At 62.4% G+C, this 20,652-nt stretch carries 19 protein-coding genes; 10 read left to right on the plus strand and 9 right to left on the minus strand.

Annotated elements, in window-relative coordinates; genetic code table 11:
- The first annotated feature begins 218 nt into the window (after positions 1–218).
- On the plus strand, positions 219–2,072 hold the full coding sequence (locus IAE33_RS22720; protein WP_201165348.1) for an ABC transporter ATP-binding protein: 1,854 nt from the start codon (positions 219–221) through the stop codon (positions 2,070–2,072).
- Positions 2,073–2,156: 84 nt separating this feature from the next.
- On the opposite strand, the gene IAE33_RS22725 is transcribed toward IAE33_RS22720, so the two are convergent.
- The gene (locus IAE33_RS22725) at positions 2,157–3,098 is read right to left on the minus strand and encodes a p-hydroxyphenylacetate 3-hydroxylase reductase component (RefSeq protein ID WP_201165353.1); all 942 of its coding nucleotides are present in this window, start codon (positions 3,096–3,098) and stop codon (positions 2,157–2,159) included.
- Between the two features lie 76 nt (positions 3,099–3,174).
- On the minus strand, positions 3,175–4,344 hold the full coding sequence (locus IAE33_RS22730; protein ID WP_201165354.1) for a p-hydroxyphenylacetate 3-hydroxylase oxygenase component: 1,170 nt from the start codon (positions 4,342–4,344) through the stop codon (positions 3,175–3,177).
- 252 nt (positions 4,345–4,596) lie between these two features.
- Here IAE33_RS22730 and IAE33_RS22735 point away from each other — a divergent pair, with 252 nt between their 5' ends.
- Positions 4,597–5,190 carry a TetR/AcrR family transcriptional regulator gene (locus IAE33_RS22735; protein ID WP_201165355.1) on the plus strand — a complete coding sequence of 198 codons (594 nt, stop codon included), beginning with the start codon at positions 4,597–4,599 and terminating at the stop codon, positions 5,188–5,190.
- 23 nt (positions 5,191–5,213) lie between these two features.
- On the opposite strand, the gene hpaR is transcribed toward IAE33_RS22735, so the two are convergent.
- Entirely contained in the window at positions 5,214–5,636 is a 423-nt protein-coding gene (hpaR, locus tag IAE33_RS22740) for a homoprotocatechuate degradation operon regulator HpaR (RefSeq protein ID WP_201165380.1), read from the minus strand.
- A 73-nt stretch (positions 5,637–5,709) separates the two neighbouring features.
- Positions 5,710–6,939, minus strand: a complete 1,230-nt coding sequence (tyrS, locus tag IAE33_RS22745; RefSeq protein ID WP_201165356.1) for a tyrosine--tRNA ligase — start codon at positions 6,937–6,939, stop codon at positions 5,710–5,712.
- 324 nt (positions 6,940–7,263) lie between these two features.
- On the opposite strand from tyrS, the gene IAE33_RS22750 reads away from it, so the two are divergent.
- Complete coding sequence (locus tag IAE33_RS22750) at positions 7,264–8,562, plus strand: NAD(P)/FAD-dependent oxidoreductase (protein WP_201165358.1); 1,299 nt, start codon at positions 7,264–7,266, stop codon at positions 8,560–8,562.
- 28 nt (positions 8,563–8,590) lie between these two features.
- Positions 8,591–8,956 carry a cupin domain-containing protein gene (locus IAE33_RS22755; protein ID WP_201165360.1) on the plus strand — a complete coding sequence of 122 codons (366 nt, stop codon included), beginning with the start codon at positions 8,591–8,593 and terminating at the stop codon, positions 8,954–8,956.
- 71 nt (positions 8,957–9,027) lie between these two features.
- On the opposite strand, the gene feaR is transcribed toward IAE33_RS22755, so the two are convergent.
- The 3 genes from feaR to IAE33_RS22770 all read right to left on the minus strand — a co-directional run bounded on the left by feaR (position 9,028) and on the right by IAE33_RS22770 (position 12,155).
- On the minus strand, positions 9,028–9,981 hold the full coding sequence (gene feaR / locus IAE33_RS22760; RefSeq protein WP_201165362.1) for a transcriptional regulator FeaR: 954 nt from the start codon (positions 9,979–9,981) through the stop codon (positions 9,028–9,030).
- Positions 9,982–10,093: 112 nt separating this feature from the next.
- Positions 10,094–10,678 (minus strand): DUF3156 family protein, encoded by a 585-nt coding sequence (locus IAE33_RS22765; protein ID WP_201165364.1) that lies wholly within the window; start codon positions 10,676–10,678, stop codon positions 10,094–10,096.
- Positions 10,659–12,155 carry an APC family permease gene (locus tag IAE33_RS22770; protein ID WP_201165367.1) on the minus strand — a complete coding sequence of 499 codons (1,497 nt, stop codon included), beginning with the start codon at positions 12,153–12,155 and terminating at the stop codon, positions 10,659–10,661. The genes IAE33_RS22765 and IAE33_RS22770 overlap by 20 nt, the downstream gene beginning before the upstream one ends.
- A gap of 276 nt (positions 12,156–12,431) precedes the next feature.
- On the opposite strand from IAE33_RS22770, the gene IAE33_RS22775 reads away from it, so the two are divergent.
- The 6 genes from IAE33_RS22775 to IAE33_RS22795 all read left to right on the plus strand — a co-directional run bounded on the left by IAE33_RS22775 (position 12,432) and on the right by IAE33_RS22795 (position 18,550).
- A complete protein-coding gene (locus tag IAE33_RS22775; protein ID WP_201165369.1) occupies positions 12,432–13,919 on the plus strand; it encodes an aldehyde dehydrogenase family protein in 1,488 nt (495 codons plus the stop codon).
- 160 nt (positions 13,920–14,079) lie between these two features.
- Positions 14,080–15,297, plus strand: a complete 1,218-nt coding sequence (locus IAE33_RS22780; protein WP_201165371.1) for a multidrug effflux MFS transporter — start codon at positions 14,080–14,082, stop codon at positions 15,295–15,297.
- A gap of 8 nt (positions 15,298–15,305) precedes the next feature.
- Positions 15,306–15,428, plus strand: coding sequence for a hypothetical protein (locus tag IAE33_RS24785; protein WP_268933278.1), 123 nt, complete (start codon positions 15,306–15,308; stop codon positions 15,426–15,428).
- 185 nt (positions 15,429–15,613) lie between these two features.
- Positions 15,614–16,753 carry a tyramine oxidase subunit B gene (locus IAE33_RS22785; RefSeq protein ID WP_201165373.1) on the plus strand — a complete coding sequence of 380 codons (1,140 nt, stop codon included), beginning with the start codon at positions 15,614–15,616 and terminating at the stop codon, positions 16,751–16,753.
- 28 nt (positions 16,754–16,781) lie between these two features.
- Entirely contained in the window at positions 16,782–17,204 is a 423-nt protein-coding gene (locus IAE33_RS22790) for a RidA family protein (RefSeq protein ID WP_201165374.1), read from the plus strand.
- Between the two features lie 50 nt (positions 17,205–17,254).
- The gene (locus IAE33_RS22795; protein WP_201165376.1) at positions 17,255–18,550 is read left to right on the plus strand and encodes an NAD(P)/FAD-dependent oxidoreductase; all 1,296 of its coding nucleotides are present in this window, start codon (positions 17,255–17,257) and stop codon (positions 18,548–18,550) included.
- A gap of 27 nt (positions 18,551–18,577) precedes the next feature.
- Here the strand turns inward: IAE33_RS22795 and IAE33_RS22800 are convergent, their stop codons facing one another.
- Together IAE33_RS22800 and IAE33_RS22805 are read right to left on the minus strand one after the other, a co-directional pair.
- A complete protein-coding gene (locus tag IAE33_RS22800; protein ID WP_201165378.1) occupies positions 18,578–19,087 on the minus strand; it encodes a ProQ/FinO family protein in 510 nt (169 codons plus the stop codon).
- Between the two features lie 91 nt (positions 19,088–19,178).
- Positions 19,179–20,393 (minus strand): aldose 1-epimerase family protein, encoded by a 1,215-nt coding sequence (locus IAE33_RS22805; protein ID WP_201165379.1) that lies wholly within the window; start codon positions 20,391–20,393, stop codon positions 19,179–19,181.
- Positions 20,394–20,652: the final 259 nt, after the last annotated feature.

Here is a 20,652-nt window from a genome sequence, read left to right on the forward strand (position 1 = left end):
ACGTAGGAGCGAGCGCAGCTCGCGATGCGCCGCGCGGGCGGCGCTCGATCTGCGAGCCACCACAACAATCACGTCATGCCCTTGGTTGCCATCACGCGGTGTGCCTCGGCCGCCGAAGATTGGATCGGATCGCCCTCGCGCCTGTCTACCTGAAGGCGAACCGGCCCAACTGCTGTATGGTGGCCCGCCAAGCGAACCCTGATTTCCGGAGACACTGCATGCTGCATATGTTTGAGCGCCGGCTCGACCCTTTTCCTCCCGACGAAGCACCGCCACCACCGATGGGCCTGTTGCGCTTCATGTGGGCCTGCACCCGGGGCGCCCGCGGCTACATCCTGGCACTGGCGCTGTTGAGCGCGGGTGTGTCGATCTACGAAGCCTGGTTGTTCTCGTTCCTGGGCCAGGTGGTCGACCTGTTGTCGGCCTGGAAGGCCGGTGATACCACTGGCCCACAAGAAAGCCAGGTGCTGTGGGGCATCGGCAGCGTGCTGGTGATCAGCATCGTACTGGTGGCCCTGCGCACCATGGTCCAGCACCAGGTGTTGGCTATCAACCTGCCGCTACGCCTGCGCTGGGACTTCCACCGGCTGATGCTGCGCCAGAGCCTGTCGTTCTTTTCTGACGAGTTCTCGGGCCGGGTCACCACCAAGGTGATGCAGACCGCACTGGCCGTGCGCGAAGTGCTGTTTACCGTAATCGAGATTCTGCCTGGCATCGGCGTGTACTTCATCGCCATCATCGCCCTGGCCGGGGGCTTCGACCTGAAGCTGATGCTGCCCTTCATCGCCTGGGTGGCCTTGTTCGGGCTGGCGATGCTGTATTTCGTGCCACGCCTGGGCAAGGTCGGCCAAGAGCAGGCCAACGCCCGCTCGTCCATGACCGGGCGGGTATCGGACGCCTACACCAACATCACCACCGTCAAGCTGTTCTCCCACTCCAAGCGCGAGGCGCATTTCGCCCGTGCTGCCATGGAGGATTTCAAACAGACCGGTTTCCGCCAGATGCGCCTGGTGAGCCAGTTCGAGATCGTCAACCAGGCACTGGTAGTGGGGCTGATTTTTGGCGCCGGCGGCTACGCACTGTGGCTGTGGCACCAGGGCCAGGTAGGCACTGGCGCCGTCGCGGCCATTACCGCCATGGCGTTGCGAATCAACGGCATGTCTCACTGGATCATGTGGCAGATGACCTCGCTGTTCGAGAACATCGGCACGGTGCAGGATGGCATGGCTACCCTCACCCGCGGCCCCAAGGTGCAGGACGCACCCGGCGCAGGCGAACTGGTCACCCGCGGTGGCGCTGTCACGTTCGACAAGGTCAGCTTCAACTACAACGGCGAGCGCCAGGTGCTGACCGACCTCAGCCTGCAGATCAAGCCTGGCGAAAAGGTCGGCCTGGTGGGCCGTTCCGGGGCCGGCAAGTCCACGCTCATCAACTTGCTGCTGCGCTTCTACGATGTGGACAGCGGTGAGATCCGCATCGATGGGCAGAATGTGGCGAAGGTCACCCAGGACAGCCTGCGCAGCGCCATCGGCATGGTCACCCAGGACACCTCGCTGCTGCACCGCTCCATCCGTGACAACATCGCGTATGGCCGCCCGGACGCCAGTGATGCGCAGATCCGCGCTGCCGCCGCCAACGCCCAGGCCGACGGCTTCATCAGCCAGCTCAGCGACCGCCAGGGGCACAGCGGCTACGACACCCTGGTGGGCGAACGCGGCATCAAGCTGTCCGGCGGCCAGCGCCAACGCATCGCCATTGCCCGGGTCATGTTGAAGAACGCGCCTATTCTGCTGCTCGACGAGGCCACCAGCGCGCTGGACTCGGAGGTGGAGGTGGCAATCCAGGAGAGCCTGGACGAAATGATGGAAGGCAAGACCGTGATCGCCATCGCCCACCGGCTGTCGACCATCGCGGCCATGGACCGGCTGATCGTGATGGACGACGGGCGCATCATCGAGCAAGGCACCCACGCGCAGCTGTTGGCCAAAAACGGCGTCTATGCGCGCTTGTGGCAGCATCAGAGTGGCGGGTTTCTGGGCGAGGACCAGGGCGTGGCGCAGTTGCTGGACTGACGGCTACGGCCGGTGCTCTAATCCAGCACCGGCCGCAGCAAAGGCTGGGCTTTGGGCAACGGTGTCAGGTAGCGCAGGCCACACCTACACCCGAATAATGGCTTTGAGTACAGCCTTGAACGTGTCCAACTGCTCAACAGTGAACTGGCTGAACACCTTATCCTGCTGCGCTTGGGCGATACCCCACAACGCTTCGGTTTCATCCACTCCCTTCACCGATAAACGCACACGGCCTTCGTCATCGGCGATCAGGCCCTTGCGCTTCAGATTGGCTACGGCTTCTTCGATCTCCCGCGCAGGCATCGCCACCTCACGCTGCAGATCGTTCAGGCTAAGCCCGGCGTCGTTCTCCAACACCATCAGCATCCGTGCTTCGCTGGTGCGCAGGCCGGTGCACAGCTGGCGTGGCTGGTAGTCCGCCTGATAGGCGCGCAGGGCCTGGGTCATCAGGTAGTACAGGTTATGCTGCAGACGGCCCTGGAAGTGGCTGCTTGGGGCCTGCCCCTCTGCCCGCTGGGTCATGCGCGTGTGGGGCAGCACCATGGAGTAGGCGCCCTGGTGATACAACAGCGGCGAGCGGCCACAATCGTCAAAAGCCACCACCTTGCCAACCAGAATCCAATGATCGCCACCGTCCAGTTGCTGGAACTTCTCGCACTGGAAGCGCGCTGCGCAGTCGCTGAACAGCGGCGCACCACCGGCACCGGGTTCATGGTCGATGCCCGCGAAACGGTCTTCTTTTGGGCGCGCAAAAGTATTGGACAGGTCGACCTGATCGGCAGCCAGCACGTTCACGGCAAAGTGGGACGCCTCTTCGAACACCTCATGGCTGGTGGAGCGTTTGTCGATGCTCCACAGAATGAGTGCAGGGTCCAGCGATACCGAATTGAAGCTGTTGGCCGTGACGCCCACCTTGCGACCGCTGGGGCCGGCGGCAGTGACCACGGTCACACCGGTGGCAAAATTGCCCAAGGCGCGACGAAAGGCTCGTGTATCGAACTCGGTGGCAGGGGTTGAATTGGACATGCAAGACTCCCAAGCAGGCCATGCAGGCCCGCCGTTGATATTGTTGTGATTGTTTTCCAGGGGTGAGCGAACGCGCTCAGACCATCGTCGGGTCAGGCTCCAGGCCCATCAGTTCGCGGCCAAGAATCTGCGCGCAAACGTCGTAGTCGGTGTAGGCGTGGGCGCCGGTCATATGCGAATCACGGAACAGCCGTTGCATTTCGTTGCTTTCGAACCACGCGCCACCGCCAGCGGCCTCCATCAGGCGATCAACCGCCTGGATGCACATCTTCACTGCGTAGCCCTGGTTGGTACGCCAGAACGCCAGGGTTGCCCGCGAGGGGTACTCGTGACGCTCGCTGTACTGGGCGATTTCATCCCAGCTCTTTTCCAGCAATGCCCGCGCGGCAGCCACTTGATGGGTGGATTCGGCCAGGCGCATCAGGGCCGGCGTGGCAGCGCCAACCGCAACACCGGTGTACGCCCGCACCCGGTTGCGGGTTTTCTCGCGGAATACCTCGAGCATACGCTCGGCGATGCCCAGGCTGATGGTCGAGAACCCGCTGGCAAAATACGGCCGGTACGGCGCATAGAAAATCTTGCTGTCCGGGTAAAGGCCAAAGCCCGCAGACTTGCCTTCCATCATGTCCTTGGCTTTCTGGATACGGTGTTCGGGCACGAAGGCATCGCGCACGATCAGGGTCTTGCTGCCACTGCCGCGCATGCCCACGGCATACCAGTCGTCACGGATGTGGTAATCGCTGCGCGGCAGTACCGCGAAACAGTAATCCTGTGTGCCCTCGTGGTTGGGGCGACGGAAGCCCATGATGGCCCACTCGGCATGGTCACAGCCCGAGCTCCAGCCCATTTCGCCGCTGAACTTCACGCCACCTTCCACTTCTTCGGTGCGGCCAAACGGCGCAATGCTGCTGCTGGCTGTAGCGTCCGCGTCCAGGCCCCAGACTTCCTGCTGCAGTTGCGCGGGGAACATCGCCATCTGGTGGCTGTGGGTGCACAACAGGCTCATGGCCCAGGCCGTACTGGCACACGCGCCCGCCAGCACCGCCACACACTCGGCGAACTGCGGCAGTGAAATTTCCATGCCCCCAAACTGCTTGGGCAAGAAGGCGCGGTGCATGCCGATGCCCTTGAGCAAGGCGATGTTCTCTGCCGGAACGCTGCGATCGTGTTCAGCCTTGAAGGCATTTTCGGCAATGGCCGGCAGGATGGCCTTCAGGTCTTCCAGCAAAGGATTTGGCTTTTTCATGAACGGTCTCTTTATTATTGGATAACCAGCGACCACCCGTTATGCGGCGTCGGGTAGCCGAACAGTCTCGAAGACGCGCTCAGTATGTGGCGGGGGCTGTGGGCGAGAAATGCACGTTACAGGGGGAAAATGGTACTTTCCATGGCATTGCCATGCCGCGCTGCCCACAACGATTGACCCCTGCGGCGGTGCGCACCACAATCCCGAGCCAACCGCGAGTGGCCTGCCCGCACCCTTGATGGAGTAACACCGTTGAAAGCGCTTTCCCCTTCCGCAGCCCGTGTCTGTGACGTAGCCGTCGACCACTTCGCCACCTACGGTTACGACGCTTCGTCGCTGAACGAAATCGCGACGTTGGCCGGTATGCGCAAAGCCTCGCTCTACGCCCATTTCGCCAACAAAGATGCCTTGTTCGTAGAAGCCTTCCAGCGTGCCCTGGCCGTGGAAACCGCCTTCGTCGAGGGCGCCTTCCAGGAAGAAACTACCCGTCAAGCAGCGCCTGGCCATTGGCTGGTATTGCAGCTGGCTGAGCGCTATCAGGGGTCGGAGAACCTGAGGTTCATCCTGCGCACAGCATTTCTGCCGCCTGCAGATATCCGCCCGATCATCACCTCGGGGTTCGAACAGTACCTGGAGGGTATACGCGAGGGCTTCACACAGGCGCTGCAGGCACGCCACAGCTGGGCAGCCGACGACACCACGCGCCTGGAGATCTATGCCGACGCCTATCTGGGGATTATCGACAGCCTGCATGTGGAGCTGATGTACGCGAACCCTGCCGTATACGCACGGCGAGCCGCATCGTTGCTGAAGATTCTCGACGACTCGTTGTCAATCAACCGCTGACAGTCGTCAGGCAGATGCGGATTTCAGGGGGTGATTTTCTTCATTTCGTCCAGCAGCTGCATCAAGGCGTGAAGTTTGTCTGCACCGAACTGGCGGAGGATTTTTTCGTAATTGCGGTTCATCTCCTCGCTCATCGACATGAATGCCTGTTGGCCTTTCACGGTCAGGCTGATGAAGACACGCCGCTGATCCTCGCTCGACTTGCGCCGTGAGACGATACCGTCACGCTCCAGCCGCTTGAGCACACCGCTCATGCTGGGTTTGAGGATGCAAGCCAGGTCTGCCAATTGATGGCTCTCCAGTTCGCCCTGCTGGCGCAGGATACGAATGACACGCCATTGCTGTTCAGTCAGGTCGTGGGCATTGAGTGCCGGGCGGAAAAACGCCATGGCAGCTTCACGCGCCTGCAGCAGCGTGAGGGTGAGGGATGGGCGTGGAGTGGTCATTGCGCGAGTCAGGGTCATCAATGGGAGCGTGCTGGCGAGTATGCCAGCACGCGCTCATTAATACATTAACCAATTATTCCACGAGCAACTGGTAATGGCGTTTCTTGCCGAGGCTCACCCGCCACTGTTGTGGCCCTGGTGGCAGCGGGTCATCGACCGAGCGAACCACCTGGCCATTGAGGCGTAGCCCACCGCCCTCTGCCAGCCGCCTGGCAGCGCCACGGGAAGGCTGCAACCCCGCCTGCACCAGCACCTCGGCCAGGCTCTGTACCTGTAACGTACTGCGGGCTACGGTGTGGGTTGTCAGCCCTTCGCTTTCACCTTGGCCGTACACGGCCTCGGCGGCTTCGCGCGCGGCAAGTGCGGCAGCCGGGCCATGTGCCAGGGCAGTGACTTCATCGGCCAGCAGCGCCTTGGCCTGGTTGAGCGAAGCGCCGCCCTCCTGGGTAAGTTCAGCGATACGCTGCAACGGCAGCTCGGTGAACAGGGCGAGGAAACGCGGCAGGTCGCGGTCGTCGCAATTGCGCCAGAACTGCCAAAAATCAAAGCTGGGCAGGCGGCGTTCATCGAGCCAGACCGCGCCGTTGAGCGATTTCCCCATCTTCTTGCCGTCACTGTTGGTCAGCAGTGGCATGGTCAGCCCGAACAATTGCCGCTGATCACGGCGGCGCCCCAGCTCCACACCATTGATGATATTGGCCCACTGGTCGGCGCCGCCCAGTTGCAAGGTGCAATCATGCTGACGGGCCAGCTCGGTAAAGTCATGGGCCTGGAGCAAGGTGTAGCCGAACTCCAGAAACGACAGCGAATGCTCCCGGTCCAGGCGCTGGCGCACCGAGTCGAAGGTCAACAGACGGTTGATGGAGAAGTAACGCCCTACCTGGTCCAGGAACTGCAAGTAGCCAATGCCATCCAGCCACTGGGCGTTATCCACTACCCGGCCTGCGCTCTGCCCCAAGGTCAGGTAGCGGCCGAATGTACGGGTGATACCGGCAATGTTGGCCTGAATCTGCGCTTCATCCAGCACGGGCCGGCTTTCATCGCGAAAGCTTGGGTCGCCGATACGGGTAGTGGCGCCGCCAATCAGCAATATCGGCGTATGCCCGGCCTTCTGCAGCCAGCGCATCAGCATCAACCCCTGAAGGTGCCCGACGTGCAGGCTGTCAGCGGTGGCGTCGAAGCCCAGGTAGAACGTGCGCGGCTGCGCTTGCAGGTGAAGGCGCAAGCCTTCCAGGTCGGTACTCTGGTGGATGAAGCCCCTGGCTTGCAGGTGGCTGATCAGGTCATGTTGCGGGTCGCTCATGAGAACTCCTGGGTTGAGTAAGGCCCGAGGAGCAAGACACACGTCCAGCCGCCCCGGGCGGATGACGTGCACGCAGCAACGACCGCCTCAGCTTGAGGTGGCGTAGCGGCGGTAACGAGGGGTATTGGTTAACATGTTCATAGCGAGCATGATCTTCGAGCAAGGTCCGTTCGTCAATCCCAACGCTGCACGCCGATTTGGCAGGCATGTCATAAAGCGTGTCACGCTCAGGCAAGACGCCTACCGATCGATAGGTGCTCAATGGTATCCCATGGACTGCCACGGCACAGGCCCTTTCACAATTCCAATACAGCAGGCTGCGTCATGATCAACATCGAGACCCCTACCTATTACACCGCGACCAAGAAGTACAACCTCAGCTTTCCCACCCTGGAAAGCGACGTCGAAGCCGACGTGGTGGTAATCGGCGGCGGTTTTTCGGGCATCAACACGGCCCTGGAACTGGCTGAAAAAGGCATCACCAACATCGTGGTGCTAGAAGCCCGCTACCTGGGCTTTGGGGGTACCGGCCGCAATGGCGGGCAGATCATGGCGGGTATCGGGCACGACCTGGAGAAGGTGCGCAGCAGTGTTGGCGACCAGGGCTTGAAGGAGATCTTCGAAATCAGCGAGCTGGGCGCCAGCATCATCAAGCAACGCATTGCCCGTTATGACATCGACGCCGATTTCTGCCACGGCTACGGCTACATGGGCTTCAACAAGCGGCAGGAGCAAACCCTGCGTACCTGGGAAAAACAGTTCAAGGCCATCAATACCCAGGATGAAATCCGCTTTCTGGGTGGTGCGCAGGTCAAGCAGATCATTGGCAGCGATGCCTATACCAGCGCCTTGCTGCACATGGGCGGGGGCCATGTGCACTCACTCAACCTGCTGCTCGGCGAAGCCAAGGCCCTGGTCGGCCACGGCGCACGTATCTTCGAGCACAGCCCAGCCCTGGAAGTGACCTATGGCGAACGCATAAAAGTCCGCACCGGGCGCGGTTCGGTGCGTGCCAGCAAGCTGCTGTGGGCGTGTGACAGTTTCCTGAACAAGCTTGAGCCCGAGCTGCATGCACGTACCATCAATACCTATGCCTTCCAGATGATGACCGAGCCGCTGTCTGATGAATTGGTGCACCGCATCAGCCCCATCCGCGGCGCCTACAGCGACATACGCCCGGTGATCGACTATTACCGCGTCACTCGGGAAAACCGCCTGCTGTTCGGTGCCGCCACGCCGTTTGTCGAGCATGTACCGCTGGACCTCAAGCGCTGGAACCGCGCGCTGATGCTGAAGATTTTCCCCTACCTGAAGGACGTGCGTATCGACCTGGCCTGGGGCGGCCCGATGGCCACCAGTGCCAACCTGTTTCCGCAAATCGGCACCCTCAGTAACCGCCCGAATGCGTTTTACGTGCAAGGTTACTCGGGGTTTGGGGTTACCCCCAGCCACATCATTTGCAAGGTCCTCGCCGAAGGGATGCATGAAGGCTCTTCGCGCTATGACCTGATCAGCTCGGTCAAGCACGCCCGCATTCTGGGCAAAGACCATTTCCGCCCGCTGCTGCTCACTGCCGGCAAGACCGTGCACCAGCTGTCGGGCTATTTCAACGGCCGCCGCTGAGCCATCCCTTACCCACTGGAGAACTGCCATGACCCTCACTGTTGCCCAACACGGCATCCAACTGACCGAACTCGATGCCTGGGGCACTGTTGCCGACCTGGGCTCGGAAATCCTCGAAGGCGAAGTCAAAGCCTTCGGCAAGATGACCCACGGCGCCCCCACCGACGCCATCAGCAGCGCCTACTTCGGCACCACGCGCGGCAAGTTCCGCATGGTGTACCCGTTCAGTGAGCAGGCGGTGGTGGTAACGGGTGAAATCCAGCTGACCGATGAATCCACTGGCAAGGTCAGCCGCCTGAAGGCAGGCGATGCCTGGTTCGTGACCAAAGGCACACCGGTGCTGTGGGAGGTCCTGAGCGAATCGTTCGTCAAGCATTACTTCGCCGTCGCCTGACCACAGGCCTGCTGCGCCGGCCGCCAGCGCCTTGCGCCCTGGCGGCCTTTTTTATGGCGCAGCCGGGCAGCCTAGCGCATGGCGAGGCCCATGGCGGTGGCCCTGTAGTCTTTCGGCGATTGGTCGAACTGCTTTTTGAACGACCGGCTGAAGTGGGCTGAGTCCGTGAAGCCCCACTTGTAGGCGATGGCCGTGATCGACTCACGCTTGAAGAACGGGTTGGCCAGGTCTTCAGCGCTACGGGTGAGCCGGGTACGCTGAATGTACCGGCAGACACTGTCCCCGTCCTCTTCAAACAGGCGATACAGGTGGCGCACTGAAATGTTCAGACCGCCAGCCAGGGATGCCGGCGTCAGCCCAGGCTGGGACAACGATTGATCGATCATCTTCTGCACATAGCTGCGCAGGTTTTGGCTACCCAGCGCTTCAACGCCGTACCGGCTGCCCTCCCCCAACTCCAGACCTGGCTCCAGCAAGGCCGTGAAGGCTGCTTGCAGGGCTGCGCCCTGACTGCTGTCTTGGTCGCCGCGCTCGTCCTTGCACAGCTGGTCCATCAGGGCATGCAGCATTCGCCCGCAGGCATTGCTGGAAGAGATCTTGCCCACCAGGCAGTCCCGCCCGGTCACGTGCTTGCACACCTGATCGCGGGACAACGCCAGCGAGACATGTTCGATCAGGCCCGCCGGCTTGATCTCGCAGCGCCCCACCGAGTCCATCAGCATCAGGTCGCCAGGGGCCAGCTGGATGGTCAGGCCTGCCTGTTCGACGGTGGCATGCCCTGAGCGCTGCAACACCAGAAAACAATGCTGGTCATCATCCACGTCCGGGTTGCTCCCAAGGCGGCGGATGACGCCGGCATTGGTCCGCAAGGAGGCGACGGGCAAACCGGCACGGGTCTGCGCGCAGACGTCGCCGATGAACAACGAAGGGTTGCAAGCCAGCTGCGTTTCGAAACGGCCACAGATGCTCTGCATGGCGGTGGTCCAGCGATCAAGGCCCTGGTGTTCGGGTTGATGAGTCTGCATGGTGCCCTCGACGCGAGTTTATTGTTATAACGGCATTGATAACATGTTAACAATGACGATACAACTGTCACAATTGGTCGAAGAAGCTGAGCAACAGCCATGCCAAAGGGTATCAGAGGTGTACGAGTATCTGGTTGAAGCTGGTCAGGGAAGCGAGCAGATGCCCGCGCTGCTGCGCGCTGATTGGAATATAACGGCGCAAGGCCGGCATGCGATTGACCACCTCGCTTGCCCCCATGTGCTCAAGGGCCAGGTGCCATTGGCCGCGCCGGCACGAAAGCGTCAGGCGCTTGAAGTCCAAGGGCATCAGTGCCGCCATCAGGGCTGCATCAGCCGCCAGCCGGTCACGCACCCGTGCGAACAGTGCCTTGTCCCCACCGGAATACACGCAGGCCAGGCCGGTGCGGCGCAGTGCTCCGGTATGGCGCAGCTTCATCTGCACCTCGCCCTGTTGCAGGGCGGGCACCTCCAGGCGGAACTCGCACGTCACCACATGCATCAACAGGTGCGCCTCGACGCACTCATGCACCTCAGCGTGCCAGCGCTGCTGAGGGCAATGCAGTTGCGCGGTGCCCGCCTGGGCCTGCAGGATTTCCAGCGGGCCCAGGTTGCGCAACAGGTGCCCCAGGGTTACCCCTGGGCGGTAACCTGCCGGCGCACGCGGCGCCAGCCAGCGCTCACGCAAATGTCTGATCATGCTGCGAGTGCTCCGACAGGGTGTTGGGTTCGGCGGCAAATTCCTTTTCGAGCACGTCCTCTACCCGCGCAGGCTTGAACGGGTTTACCTTTTGCACGCACAACGACCAGAACAGGGCGTAGGCTGCAGTCCCCCCCAGCATCACTGCAAACGGCACGTAGACGTCTGCCGGGTTCATCCCGGGCGGCGTGATGAACAGCATGCCGATGATGATACCTGCGCTGGACACGATCTGCGGCAGCGGGAACAACGGTGAACGGTAGGCACGTGGCAGGTCGGGCCGACGAATGCGCAGGATTACCACCGACAGGGTCACCAGCAAGTAAGCCGTGCTCCAGGCGCACACTGCCGCCAGCACCAGGTGCAGGATGTTGTCGGGGTTGCCACCCAGGTACCAGGCATGCACACACGGGATCAGCGCCACCACCAGAATGCACAGCAACGGGGTTTTGAAACGCGGGTGCAGGTAGGTAAACACCTTCGGCAGCGCGCCGTCGAGAGCCATTCCGTACAGGATGCGCGGCACGCCGGCCATCAAGGTGTTGATGGTTGCCGCACCGGCGAACAGAAAACCGATGCCCAGCCACACCGGGCCGATATCACCCATCACCTGTTCGGCAAACCGCGGGATGGCCATGGGCGTGTCCAACAGATGCACGCCCGTGGCGGCATCGATCACCACGTTTTCGACCTGGCGCTTCATGGCCGCGCCATAGATGAACATGCAACTGGCTACACCGACCAGGCCCAGCGCCATGGCCCGTGGCAGCACCCAGGCCGAGCGACGCAACTCGGGTGCAAGGGGGGTCACGAACTCGCATCCCACAAACATGAACATGGCCATGCCGATCAGCGACAAAATGGTCATGAGGTCGGTGCCCACCATGGAGGCGCCAAACGGCCCTTGCAGTTCCACGGCCGGGGCGGCGATCAACCCCAGCACACCGAACACCATCAGCGTGGTCCACATGCCGAAGGTAAGAATCACTTCTGCACGGCTGAAGGCACTGACGCCGAATGCGTTGAGCACCGCGAACGCGATCACGAAGCCTACCCCCAGCAACCAGGAACCACCCGCCGACTCGGCCAGGGTGTTGAGGTGCTCGAAGTTCACCAATGCCATGACCCCCGACAGAATCGTTTCGGCGGTACCGGCGAACACATGCACGATGAGGTAGGCCGACAGGGTGCCAGTAATGGCGAAGAAGCGGCCCATGCCACAGTTGATGTAATCGTAGACCGACCCGGTGGTGGGCAATATGGACGCTGCTTCGGCAAAGGTGGTGGACTGGGCCAGCATCATCAGCGCGGCGATCACCATGGCTACGGCAAACGCGCTGCCACCGACGCCGAAGCCCATGGTGGCGGTGAGGATCACGGGGCTGGCCATGATCAGCCCGACGGTGCTGGCCAGTGCGGTTGGAAAACCAACCGTGCCTTGGTTGAGGTGCTCGGTGAGCCTGTTGTTGAGTGACATCGTTGTGCCCCAGCTTGTTGTTATGGCAATGAACGCGGCAAGTGATCCTTCACGCACAGGTTGTGCTGCCCTGCCTGGCCACTGTGCGCCGGCCACCAGGTAACGTCTTGCCCCTGGCTGCCGGTTGCTTTGTTGCTCTCTGCCAGGCCAGCCCATTGACGATGGCAGGCAGGGTCATGCCGCTGTCACAGCCGTCCAAGATCAGCGTGGCGCCTATCACTATCCTCCAGATTCTGGCGGCCTGCGGGCCGACCTTCACCTGTTCGAGGATTTTTCATGAGCGATGTACAGCTTCTCCCCTCCGTCCATGCCTTCCTGGCACGGGACCACGGCCTGTTCATCGCGGGGCACACCGTTGCAAGCAGTGGCAGCGCCACGGTTGCCGTGGTGAACCCTGCCAACGGGCAGGCCATCGCCCAGATTGCCGATGCCAACCAGGCCGACGTCGACCTCGCCGTGGGCTCGGCACGCCAAGGCTTCGCCCAGTGGTCGCGGACCAACCCGGCAGCACGCGCGGGGGTGCTGTTCAAGCTTGCCGACTTGCTCGAAGCCCACCGCGAAGAGCTGGCCCAGCTGGAAACCTTGCAATCGGGCAAGCTGATCGGCCTGTCGCGCGCCTTCGAAGTCGACCAGGCCGCGCACTTTCTGCGGTACTACGCCGGCTGGGCGACCAAGATCACCGGCCAGACCATCACCCCGTCGCTGCCGTGCTTCGCGGGCGAGCGCTACAGCGCCTACACCTTGCGCGAACCCATCGGGGTGGTTGTAGGGATCGTGCCCTGGAACTTCGCAACGATGATTGCCATCTGGAAGCTGGCTTCGGCGCTGACCACCGGCTGCAGCATCATCATCAAGCCGAGCGAATTCACCCCCTTGACCCTGTTGCGCATTGCCGAGCTGGCCACCGAGGCAGGGCTGCCAGCCGGCGCCTTGAACGTGCTGACCGGGGGCGGCCATGTGGGCAAGGCCTTGATCGAGCACCCCGGCACTGACAAGGTCTCGTTCACCGGCTCGGTGCCGACCGGCATCGCCGTCGGCCAGGCGGCCATGGGTGCCAAGCTCACCCGGGCGACGCTGGAACTGGGGGGCAAAAATGCCGTGGCGTTTCTCCCGGACGTAGGCCTGGACAAGGCCGTAGACGGCATCATCGAGGCCGGCTTCCTGCACGCCGGGCAGATTTGCGCCGCCGGTGAGCGCTTTTATGTGCACCGCTCGCGCCTTGACCCGCTGCTCGAAGCCCTCTCGCACCGTCTGGGCCAGCTGAAAACCGGCTCGCCCCTGGATGAAACCACCCAGTTCGGCCCGGTGGCCAACAAGCCGCACCAGCAGAAGCTGGCGGAACTCTTCGCCACGGCCCGCGCCGAGGGCAGCCAGATTATCCATGGCGGGCGCATTGGCGAAGGGCCCGGGTGTTATGTCGAGCCGACGTTGATCCTGGCCAAGTCTGCCAGCGACACCCTGCTCAACCAGGAAACGTTCGGCCCGGTGGCCACTTTTCTGCCCTATGACAGCGAAGAAGAACTGCTGCAGTTGATGAACGCTTCGCCTTATGGGCTCAGTGCCAGCCTGTGGACCAACGACCTGGGCAAGGCCATGCGCATGATCCCCGACATTCAGGCGGGCACACTGTGGGTGAACATGCACACCCTGCTGGATCCGGCGGTGCCGTTTGGCGGCATCAAGGCGTCCGGCATCGGCCGGGAGTTCGGGTCGGCGTTCATCGACGACTTCACCGAGCTCAAGTCGGTGATGATTCGCTACTAGCCCCCCCAACACACCTACCTGTGAGAGCTACTGCCCTGCACCAGATCTGAAAGTTGGTGCAGGGCTTGCCTTCAGCCTAAAGACCGTTTGACCCGAATCGCCAGTACGCTTAGGATTCGCCAGCCTACCGGCCGGTAGGTAGCAAAGCGATGAGATTACCATGCAACCTAATCAATCCTCCGCAGTACCTTTCAAACTGGCGCTTGGGTTGGGCATGATCGGGGCCCTGGGGCCCTCTGCCGTCGACATGTACCTGTCGAGCCTGCCCGAGATAGCCAATCAGTACCAAGCGAGTTTCACCCATGTGCAACTCACGTTGACCTTCTTCCTCCTGGCCATGGGCGCCGGGCAACTCATATTTGGCCCCATCGTCGACGCCTACGGCCGGCGCAGGCCGTTGATGGCTGGCCTGCTGCTGTTCATCCTGTGCTCGTTCGGCGCCGCGATGGCGCCAACCCTGGATACATTGATCGCGCTGCGGTTCTTCCAGGGGCTGGGCAGCGCCCTCACCCTGGTGGTGATCATGAGCATGGTGCGTGATGTAAGCCATGGCGTAGCCGCGACCAAGCTGTTCGCCCTGCTGATGACCATCGAAGGGGTGGCGCCTATTCTTGCCCCCGCGCTGGGTGGCGTCATCGATGCGCATTTCGGCTGGCGCGCAGTGATGCTCGCACTGGCCGGTATGGGCCTGGTGGTGTGGCTGAACAGCTTGCTGAACCTGCCCGAAACCCTGCCTGTGGAGCAGCGCGAAGCCCTTAGCCTGCGCAGCGCGTGCAAAACCTACCTGGCCATCCTCGCGGATGGCGGCTTTCTGCGCCCCACCCTGGCCGTGGCTGCCGTGTTCTTCTTCCTGTTCGCGTACATCGGCGGCGCGACACTGGTGTACCAGCAGTACTTCGGCATGAGTGCCCAGGCGTTTGGCCTGCTGTTTGGCGCCACGGGTGTGTCGGTCATGCTTGGCGCAGTGTTCGCCAGCCGGCGGGTCAGCCGCTATGGCCTGAAAAAGCTCAGCACGGTAGGCGTGCGCTGGATGGCGCTGGGTGCCCTGCTGACCTTGGTCAGTACCCTGAGCGGCCTGGGCTTGCCGGGTGTTGCCGGGGGTATGGCCTTGGCGCTGTTCGGGCTGGGGATCGCAGAGTCCACACTGATGTCGCTGGTGATGTCATCCCAGGACAAATCCCTGGGCTCTACCGCCGCCCTGTTGGGGGCAATCCAGCTGTCGGTGTCGTCCAGCGCCTCCCCGCTAGCGGCCATGACGCTGCAGTACGGCCCTGCGGGCTGGGCCGTGCTTCTGGCCGCCAGCACACTGGTTGTGTGCCTGCTGACGGCCCTCAGCCTGCGTGGTGTGCAGGCAGGTTACTCGTTGGCGGGTCACTGAGGTGAGGCATGAACAACACCCTGCTGGGCGCCACTATTTGCGGCGCCATTATTCTGTTTGGCGTCTTTTACCACCTGGGCGGCTGGTTGCGCGCCAAACGGGGCAAGGCTTCGTCTGACAAGCCGCTTTGAGCACAGGACACGGGTGCTGGCAGGGAGGGTCAATCAGCCAGGCAGGCAAACACAAGACGACCTACCAGTCGTTAGCGAAACTGGCAGTAACTTGCGTTTACCTGGCCAGCCCGTTCGACCCGGGCGACACAACAATAAAACCCAAAGGGAAGGTGCCACGCGCCTTCCACGCAGTGAGACCCGCCATGACCCTCGACACCCGTATCGACTTCATCTACCTGTCCGAGCAGGACATGATTCGCGCAGGCGTGACCGACATGCCCGCCTGCGTCGACACCATGGAAACCATGTTCGGCCTGCTCTACCACGGCGACTACCGCATGGCAGGCCCGAACAGCGACTCGCACGGGGCGATGATCACCTTCCCTGAACATTCGCCGTTCCCCACCATGCCCAAACCCACCGCCGACCGCCGCATGATGGCGATGCCAGCGTACCTTGGCGGCAACTTTCAGACAGCAGGCGCCAAGTGGTACGGCTCCAATATCGCCAACCGCGAAAAAGGCCTGCCCCGTTCCATCCTGATGCTCACCCTGAATGATGCCGACACCGGCGCGCCACTGGCGCATATGTCGGCCAACCTGCTCTCGGCGTACCGCACCGGCGCCATCCCTGGCGTGGGCGCCCGCCACCTGGCCCGCAAGGATGCCAAGGTGATTGGCCTGGCCGGGCCGGGCGTGATGGGCAAGACCACGGTCGCAGCGTTCATGGCCGTATGCCCGCAAGTGGATACGCTCAAGATCAAGGGCCGTGGCCAGAAGAGCCTGGATGCGTTCGTCAGCTGGGTCAGCGCCACCTTCCCGCAGATCGTCAACGTACAGGTGGTGCAGACCCTGGAAGAAGTGGTGCGGGGCTCGGACCTGGTCAGCTACTGCAGCTCTGGTGAGGTCGGCGACCCCGCCCGCTACCCGCTGGTGAAGCGCGAGTGGGTAAAGCCGGGCGCGTTCCTGGCCATGCCAGCCCCCTGCAGCATCGACGCGGGCATGGAGCAGGCCGACGTGCGCAAGGTGGTGGACAACACCGGCCTGTACCAGGCCTGGTTCGAGGAACTGCCCAAACCTGCCCACCATCATGTCCCCCTGGTGGGTGTGCGCTTCATGGACATGATCGCCGAGGGCACCCTGCTGCCCGAGCAGGTCGAGGACATTGGCAAGATCATCGCTGGGGCAGCGCCTGGGCGCCTGAATGACGACGAAATCATCTTGATGTCCGTTGGTGGCATGCCCGTTGAAGACGTGGCGTGGGGCACCGTGGTGTACCGCAACGCCCTGGAAAAAGGCATTGGCATCAAGCTCAACCTGTGGGAACAGCCCGTTCTCAGCTAACCCTGACTCACCCATCGAAGGCACCCCCATGACCCAGATCACCAAACTGAAAACAGGCTCCAAGTTCGAAGACATGGCCAGCTACTCCCGCCTGGTGGCGGTGGACAACTGGATCTACGTTTCCAACACCGCAGGCCGCAACCCGCAGACGCAACTGATCGCCGAAGACGTCATCGAGCAGACCCACCAGGTGTTCGCCAACATCGAGAACGCCTTGGCAGCAGTCGATGCCAGCCTGGCCGATGTGGTCTGCTCCCGGGTATTCATTCAGCAGCCCGCTGATGTACCCGCGGTGATGGACGTGATTGGTCAGAAGTTTCGCGGTATCGACCCGGCCACTACCGTCACCTGCCCGCCGCTGGGTTCGACGGTGTACAAGGTGGAGCTGGAAGTGACCGCCTACCGTGGCGCCTCGCAAGCGGATGTCAGGCTGATACGCCTTGGCCAATAACCACTGACGCCAAGCTGTACCACCTCAACTTATTGCTGCGGAGTAACGCAATGCCCCCTGCCATCGACCCTGTCATCACCAGCACACGGCAACCGGACGCCACCACCGTTGTGATCATCGGCGGCGGCATCGTCGGCCTCACCGCAGCGCTGACCCTCGCCGAACGCAACATCCCGGTGGTCGTGCTGGAAAAGGGCCGCATTGCTGGCGAACAGTCCTCACGCAACCTTGGCTGGGTTCGCAAGACCAACCGCCATGCCCACGACATCCCCCTTGCGCTGGCAGCGGACCGCCTGTGGGCCGAAATGCCGCAACGGGTGGGCAGTGACGTGGGTTATCGCCAGGCCGGGATCATGTTCGTTGGCCGTGACGACACGCAGATGGGTCTGCATGAGGGCTGGCTGAAAAGCGTCGAACACCTGGGCCTGGACTCACGCTTGTTGAGCAATGCCGAGATCAGCCGGCGGGCACCGGGCGGGCGTACGCAGTGGGCAGGCGCCCTGTACACCGCGTCCGATGCCCGCGCCGAGCCGACACTGGCTGCCAGCGCCATCGCCCGAGCGGCGATGGCCAAGGGCGCCGTCATCCTCGAACACTGCGCGGTACGTACCTTGCAAACCAGTGCCGGGCGTGTGAGCGGTGTGGTGACCGAGCAGGGCGAGATCCATTGTGATCAGGTCTTGCTGGCAGGCGGCATGTGGTCGCGCAGGTTTCTCGGCAACCTGAACATCGACCTGCCAACCCTGCCATTGGTCTGTTCGATACTGCGCACCGAGCCCATGGAAGGCCCGACCGAGATTGCCGTGGGGGCTCCTGACTTCTCGTTTCGCAAACACATCGACGGGGGGTTCATCATTACCCAGCGCGGCAAGCTGGATGCATTTCTCACCCTCGACCACCTGCTGTTAGGCAGGCGTTACCTGCCACAGTTGCGAGCGCAGCGCGACTTCTTGCAGATTCGCCTGGGGAAGGCGTCAATCACCGATCTGGTAATGGCCCGCCGTTGGAAGGCCACGGATGTGACCCCGTTCGAGCGCATCAGGGTGCAGGACCCGGCTGCCAATACCTCACTCAACGATGACGCATTGCGCAACCTGAGCGCGGCGTGGCCGGTATTCCAGCAGGCGCGCATTGCCAGTGCCTGGGCCGGGACCATCGACGTCACCCCCGATTCCAACCCGGTGATCAGCGCGGTATCCAGCCTGCCCGGCCTGACCCTGGCAACGGGGTTTTCCGGGCACGGCTTCGGCACCTCGCCTGCTGCCGGGCAGCTGGCAGCAGACCTGGTCATGCAACACAGGCCGTTGATCGACCCCAGCCCATATCGCTTCGACCGCTTTCAATGAGCCCGGCTTGGCGGGCTCATCGGCTGCTCAGCCCGGCGTCTGCTCTGTACTGACCGCGGCCGCTGGCTCAGGCGCAGCGGCTTTGGGTTTTGCACGGTTGCGGCGGGCCTGGTTGAAGTGCCGCGCGGCTTGCTGCTTGGCGTGCAGCGCCTGGGCGGCGGTCACACTGCCCGCGGCCTGGCCGTTCAAGTCCAGACGCGGGGCGTTTTCCACCATGCACGCCCAGTAGCGCGTGCCTTTGCACCAGGTGGCAATACCCAGTTTGAGCTGTTCACGGGTCAGGCCGAGCAGCTCAAGGTGTTGCTCGGCATCCTTGAAGATGCCCTCTTTGAGCGGCACCTTGGGTGCAGGGTTGACCGGGAAAGCCAATGGAAAATGCTTTTGCAAAGGCCATATGGCTTCCACTGCGGGATCCTGGCGGCGCGGGGTCGCCTGGGGGGGCGATTTGCGCGGCGCCGGCTTGGGCCGGTCGGCCTTGGCCTGTTCCTTTTCTGCCCGCAGGCGGTCACGGAGCTCCGCTAGTTGTTCAAAACCCATAGTTCAGTTCACTGCTTAGAAATTGATTTCGGTGTGCAAGGATATGCCATACGCGGCTCCGGGGCACCCCAAACCGTTGCTTTAACCCGCTCTACTCTTTGCTCAGGTCGACCAATGGCACCTGACGCACCTCGGTTTCGCGCCCGCCCTGGATCTCGCTCACCTGCTGCAAAGCCTTGTCCACGGCCGTTTTGTCCGCCAACAGGCTGTAACGGATGTGGAACTGGCGCTGCTCCTTAGGGCCAATTGTCGGGACCAGATTCAGTGGCCGCTGGTAACGACGGTTGTAGGAAAAACTCGTCCCAGGCTCGAGGCCGGTGACATAGCCCTGGCCCTGGGTGTCGGTGTTCTTCCACAGCGAAAAAACCGGCAGCGTGCGGGTATTGAAGCCCACCGCAACGCCCAGGCTGCCTGCCTTGTTGTGCAACACGGTCAGGGTATCGCCCTTGGCATCGGCATACGGCACCACGTTGTAGACCGTTTCATCGTAGTCCTTGGTGGGGGCGCGGTAGGTTTGCCAGTCAGGCAGGTCGCCCTTGGCCTTGTCGTTGAACGGTGAAACCTGTTTTACCGGGGCGGCGAAACGCGCCCCCTGCTCCAGAAACGGGGTGCTGAAGTTGCTGTGGTACAGCGCCTGGTATTCCTTGGGGTAATCGCCCTGGTTGGTGAGGGTGTCGTTGATGGCAAACGCCACGCTGCCCGGTTCGGTGACTACTTCGGTCGCCACGGCAAAGTCCACCTTCTTGAACGCCTGCTCCTTCAGTTCGCCACGCAAGGTGATGGCGTACGGCGGTTTTTCGTCGATGTGCAGGGTGACCTTGCTGGCCGGGATGTTGGCAGCACGGCCATGCAGGGTCAGCAACTCACCGTTGTCGACGCCAGGGTGGCCCACCCATTCATAGCCGCAGCGGGTGACCAGTTCGTTGAAGCCTTCCAGCCAGCCCAGGCCATTGCGGCCATTGAGTTCGATGAAGGACGGGTTCACCACTTCGGTGACCGGCGAGTCCCAGCCCATGCGCACCGGGCCCACCGAGGCCTTCAGGATGTTCATGCCACGGGTGGGGACCACCGAAAGTTTCAGGGTGCCGTTGTCGATATCCACGATGCTCACGCCTTCCTGCCGGCCTCCGTGCAGGGTGCGCAGCGTAACGCTGAAGGGCTTGTCGGTTTTCACACCGAGCGACTGGCTGGTGACCTGCCAGTTCTGGGCAGCTTTGTCGGTGTCGAGCAATACGTAGTCCCAGGCCAAGGCGTGGGAAGTGGCAGACAGGGTGGTGAGCGCGACGATCAGTTTCAAAGGGGGCATGGTGGTGGCCTTTCTTGGTGTTGTGGATTGCTTATAGAGCGAAAGAAACGATTCAGCAAGTTTGCATTGGCCGCCATAGCGCTTGCTTCTACGGTTGTTCCGGGCCGCGCCATCTGCGCACGAACGCCTTGGCGTATGACGCAATACCGTGCCGTACCAACAAGGCGGTCGCGCGCGCCCGCAACAGGCGTGACTGGCCCGAAACAACCGTAGGAGCGAGCGCAGCTCGCGATGCGCCGCGCGGGCGGCGCTCGATCTC

Origin of the sequence: Pseudomonas sp. S60, assembly GCF_016647865.1 — a bacterium.
GTDB classification, from domain to species: Bacteria; Pseudomonadota; Gammaproteobacteria; order Pseudomonadales; family Pseudomonadaceae; genus Aquipseudomonas; species Aquipseudomonas parafulva.

Bases quoted from the DNA above. Each gene is read 5' to 3' on its own strand.
- IAE33_RS22790 (WP_201165374.1), top strand. From the start codon at position 16,782: ATGACCCAGATCACCAAACTGAAAACAGGCTCCAAGTTCGAAGACATG.
- IAE33_RS22775 (WP_201165369.1), top strand. From the start codon at position 12,432: ATGAGCGATGTACAGCTTCTCCCCTCCGTCCATGCCTTCCTGGCACGG.
- IAE33_RS24785 (WP_268933278.1), top strand. From the start codon at position 15,306: ATGAACAACACCCTGCTGGGCGCCACTATTTGCGGCGCCATTATTCTG.
- feaR (WP_201165362.1), bottom strand. From the start codon at position 9,981: ATGCAGACTCATCAACCCGAACACCAGGGCCTTGATCGCTGGACCACC.
- IAE33_RS22795 (WP_201165376.1), top strand. From the start codon at position 17,255: ATGCCCCCTGCCATCGACCCTGTCATCACCAGCACACGGCAACCGGAC.
- IAE33_RS22770 (WP_201165367.1), bottom strand. From the start codon at position 12,155: ATGTCACTCAACAACAGGCTCACCGAGCACCTCAACCAAGGCACGGTT.
- IAE33_RS22720 (WP_201165348.1), top strand. From the start codon at position 219: ATGCTGCATATGTTTGAGCGCCGGCTCGACCCTTTTCCTCCCGACGAA.
- IAE33_RS22750 (WP_201165358.1), top strand. From the start codon at position 7,264: ATGATCAACATCGAGACCCCTACCTATTACACCGCGACCAAGAAGTAC.
- IAE33_RS22785 (WP_201165373.1), top strand. From the start codon at position 15,614: ATGACCCTCGACACCCGTATCGACTTCATCTACCTGTCCGAGCAGGAC.
- hpaR (WP_201165380.1), bottom strand. From the start codon at position 5,636: ATGACCACTCCACGCCCATCCCTCACCCTCACGCTGCTGCAGGCGCGT.
- IAE33_RS22725 (WP_201165353.1), bottom strand. From the start codon at position 3,098: ATGTCCAATTCAACCCCTGCCACCGAGTTCGATACACGAGCCTTTCGT.
- IAE33_RS22800 (WP_201165378.1), bottom strand. From the start codon at position 19,087: ATGGGTTTTGAACAACTAGCGGAGCTCCGTGACCGCCTGCGGGCAGAA.
- IAE33_RS22780 (WP_201165371.1), top strand. From the start codon at position 14,080: ATGCAACCTAATCAATCCTCCGCAGTACCTTTCAAACTGGCGCTTGGG.
- IAE33_RS22730 (WP_201165354.1), bottom strand. From the start codon at position 4,344: ATGAAAAAGCCAAATCCTTTGCTGGAAGACCTGAAGGCCATCCTGCCG.
- IAE33_RS22765 (WP_201165364.1), bottom strand. From the start codon at position 10,678: ATGATCAGACATTTGCGTGAGCGCTGGCTGGCGCCGCGTGCGCCGGCA.
- tyrS (WP_201165356.1), bottom strand. From the start codon at position 6,939: ATGAGCGACCCGCAACATGACCTGATCAGCCACCTGCAAGCCAGGGGC.
- IAE33_RS22755 (WP_201165360.1), top strand. From the start codon at position 8,591: ATGACCCTCACTGTTGCCCAACACGGCATCCAACTGACCGAACTCGAT.
- IAE33_RS22805 (WP_201165379.1), bottom strand. From the start codon at position 20,393: ATGCCCCCTTTGAAACTGATCGTCGCGCTCACCACCCTGTCTGCCACT.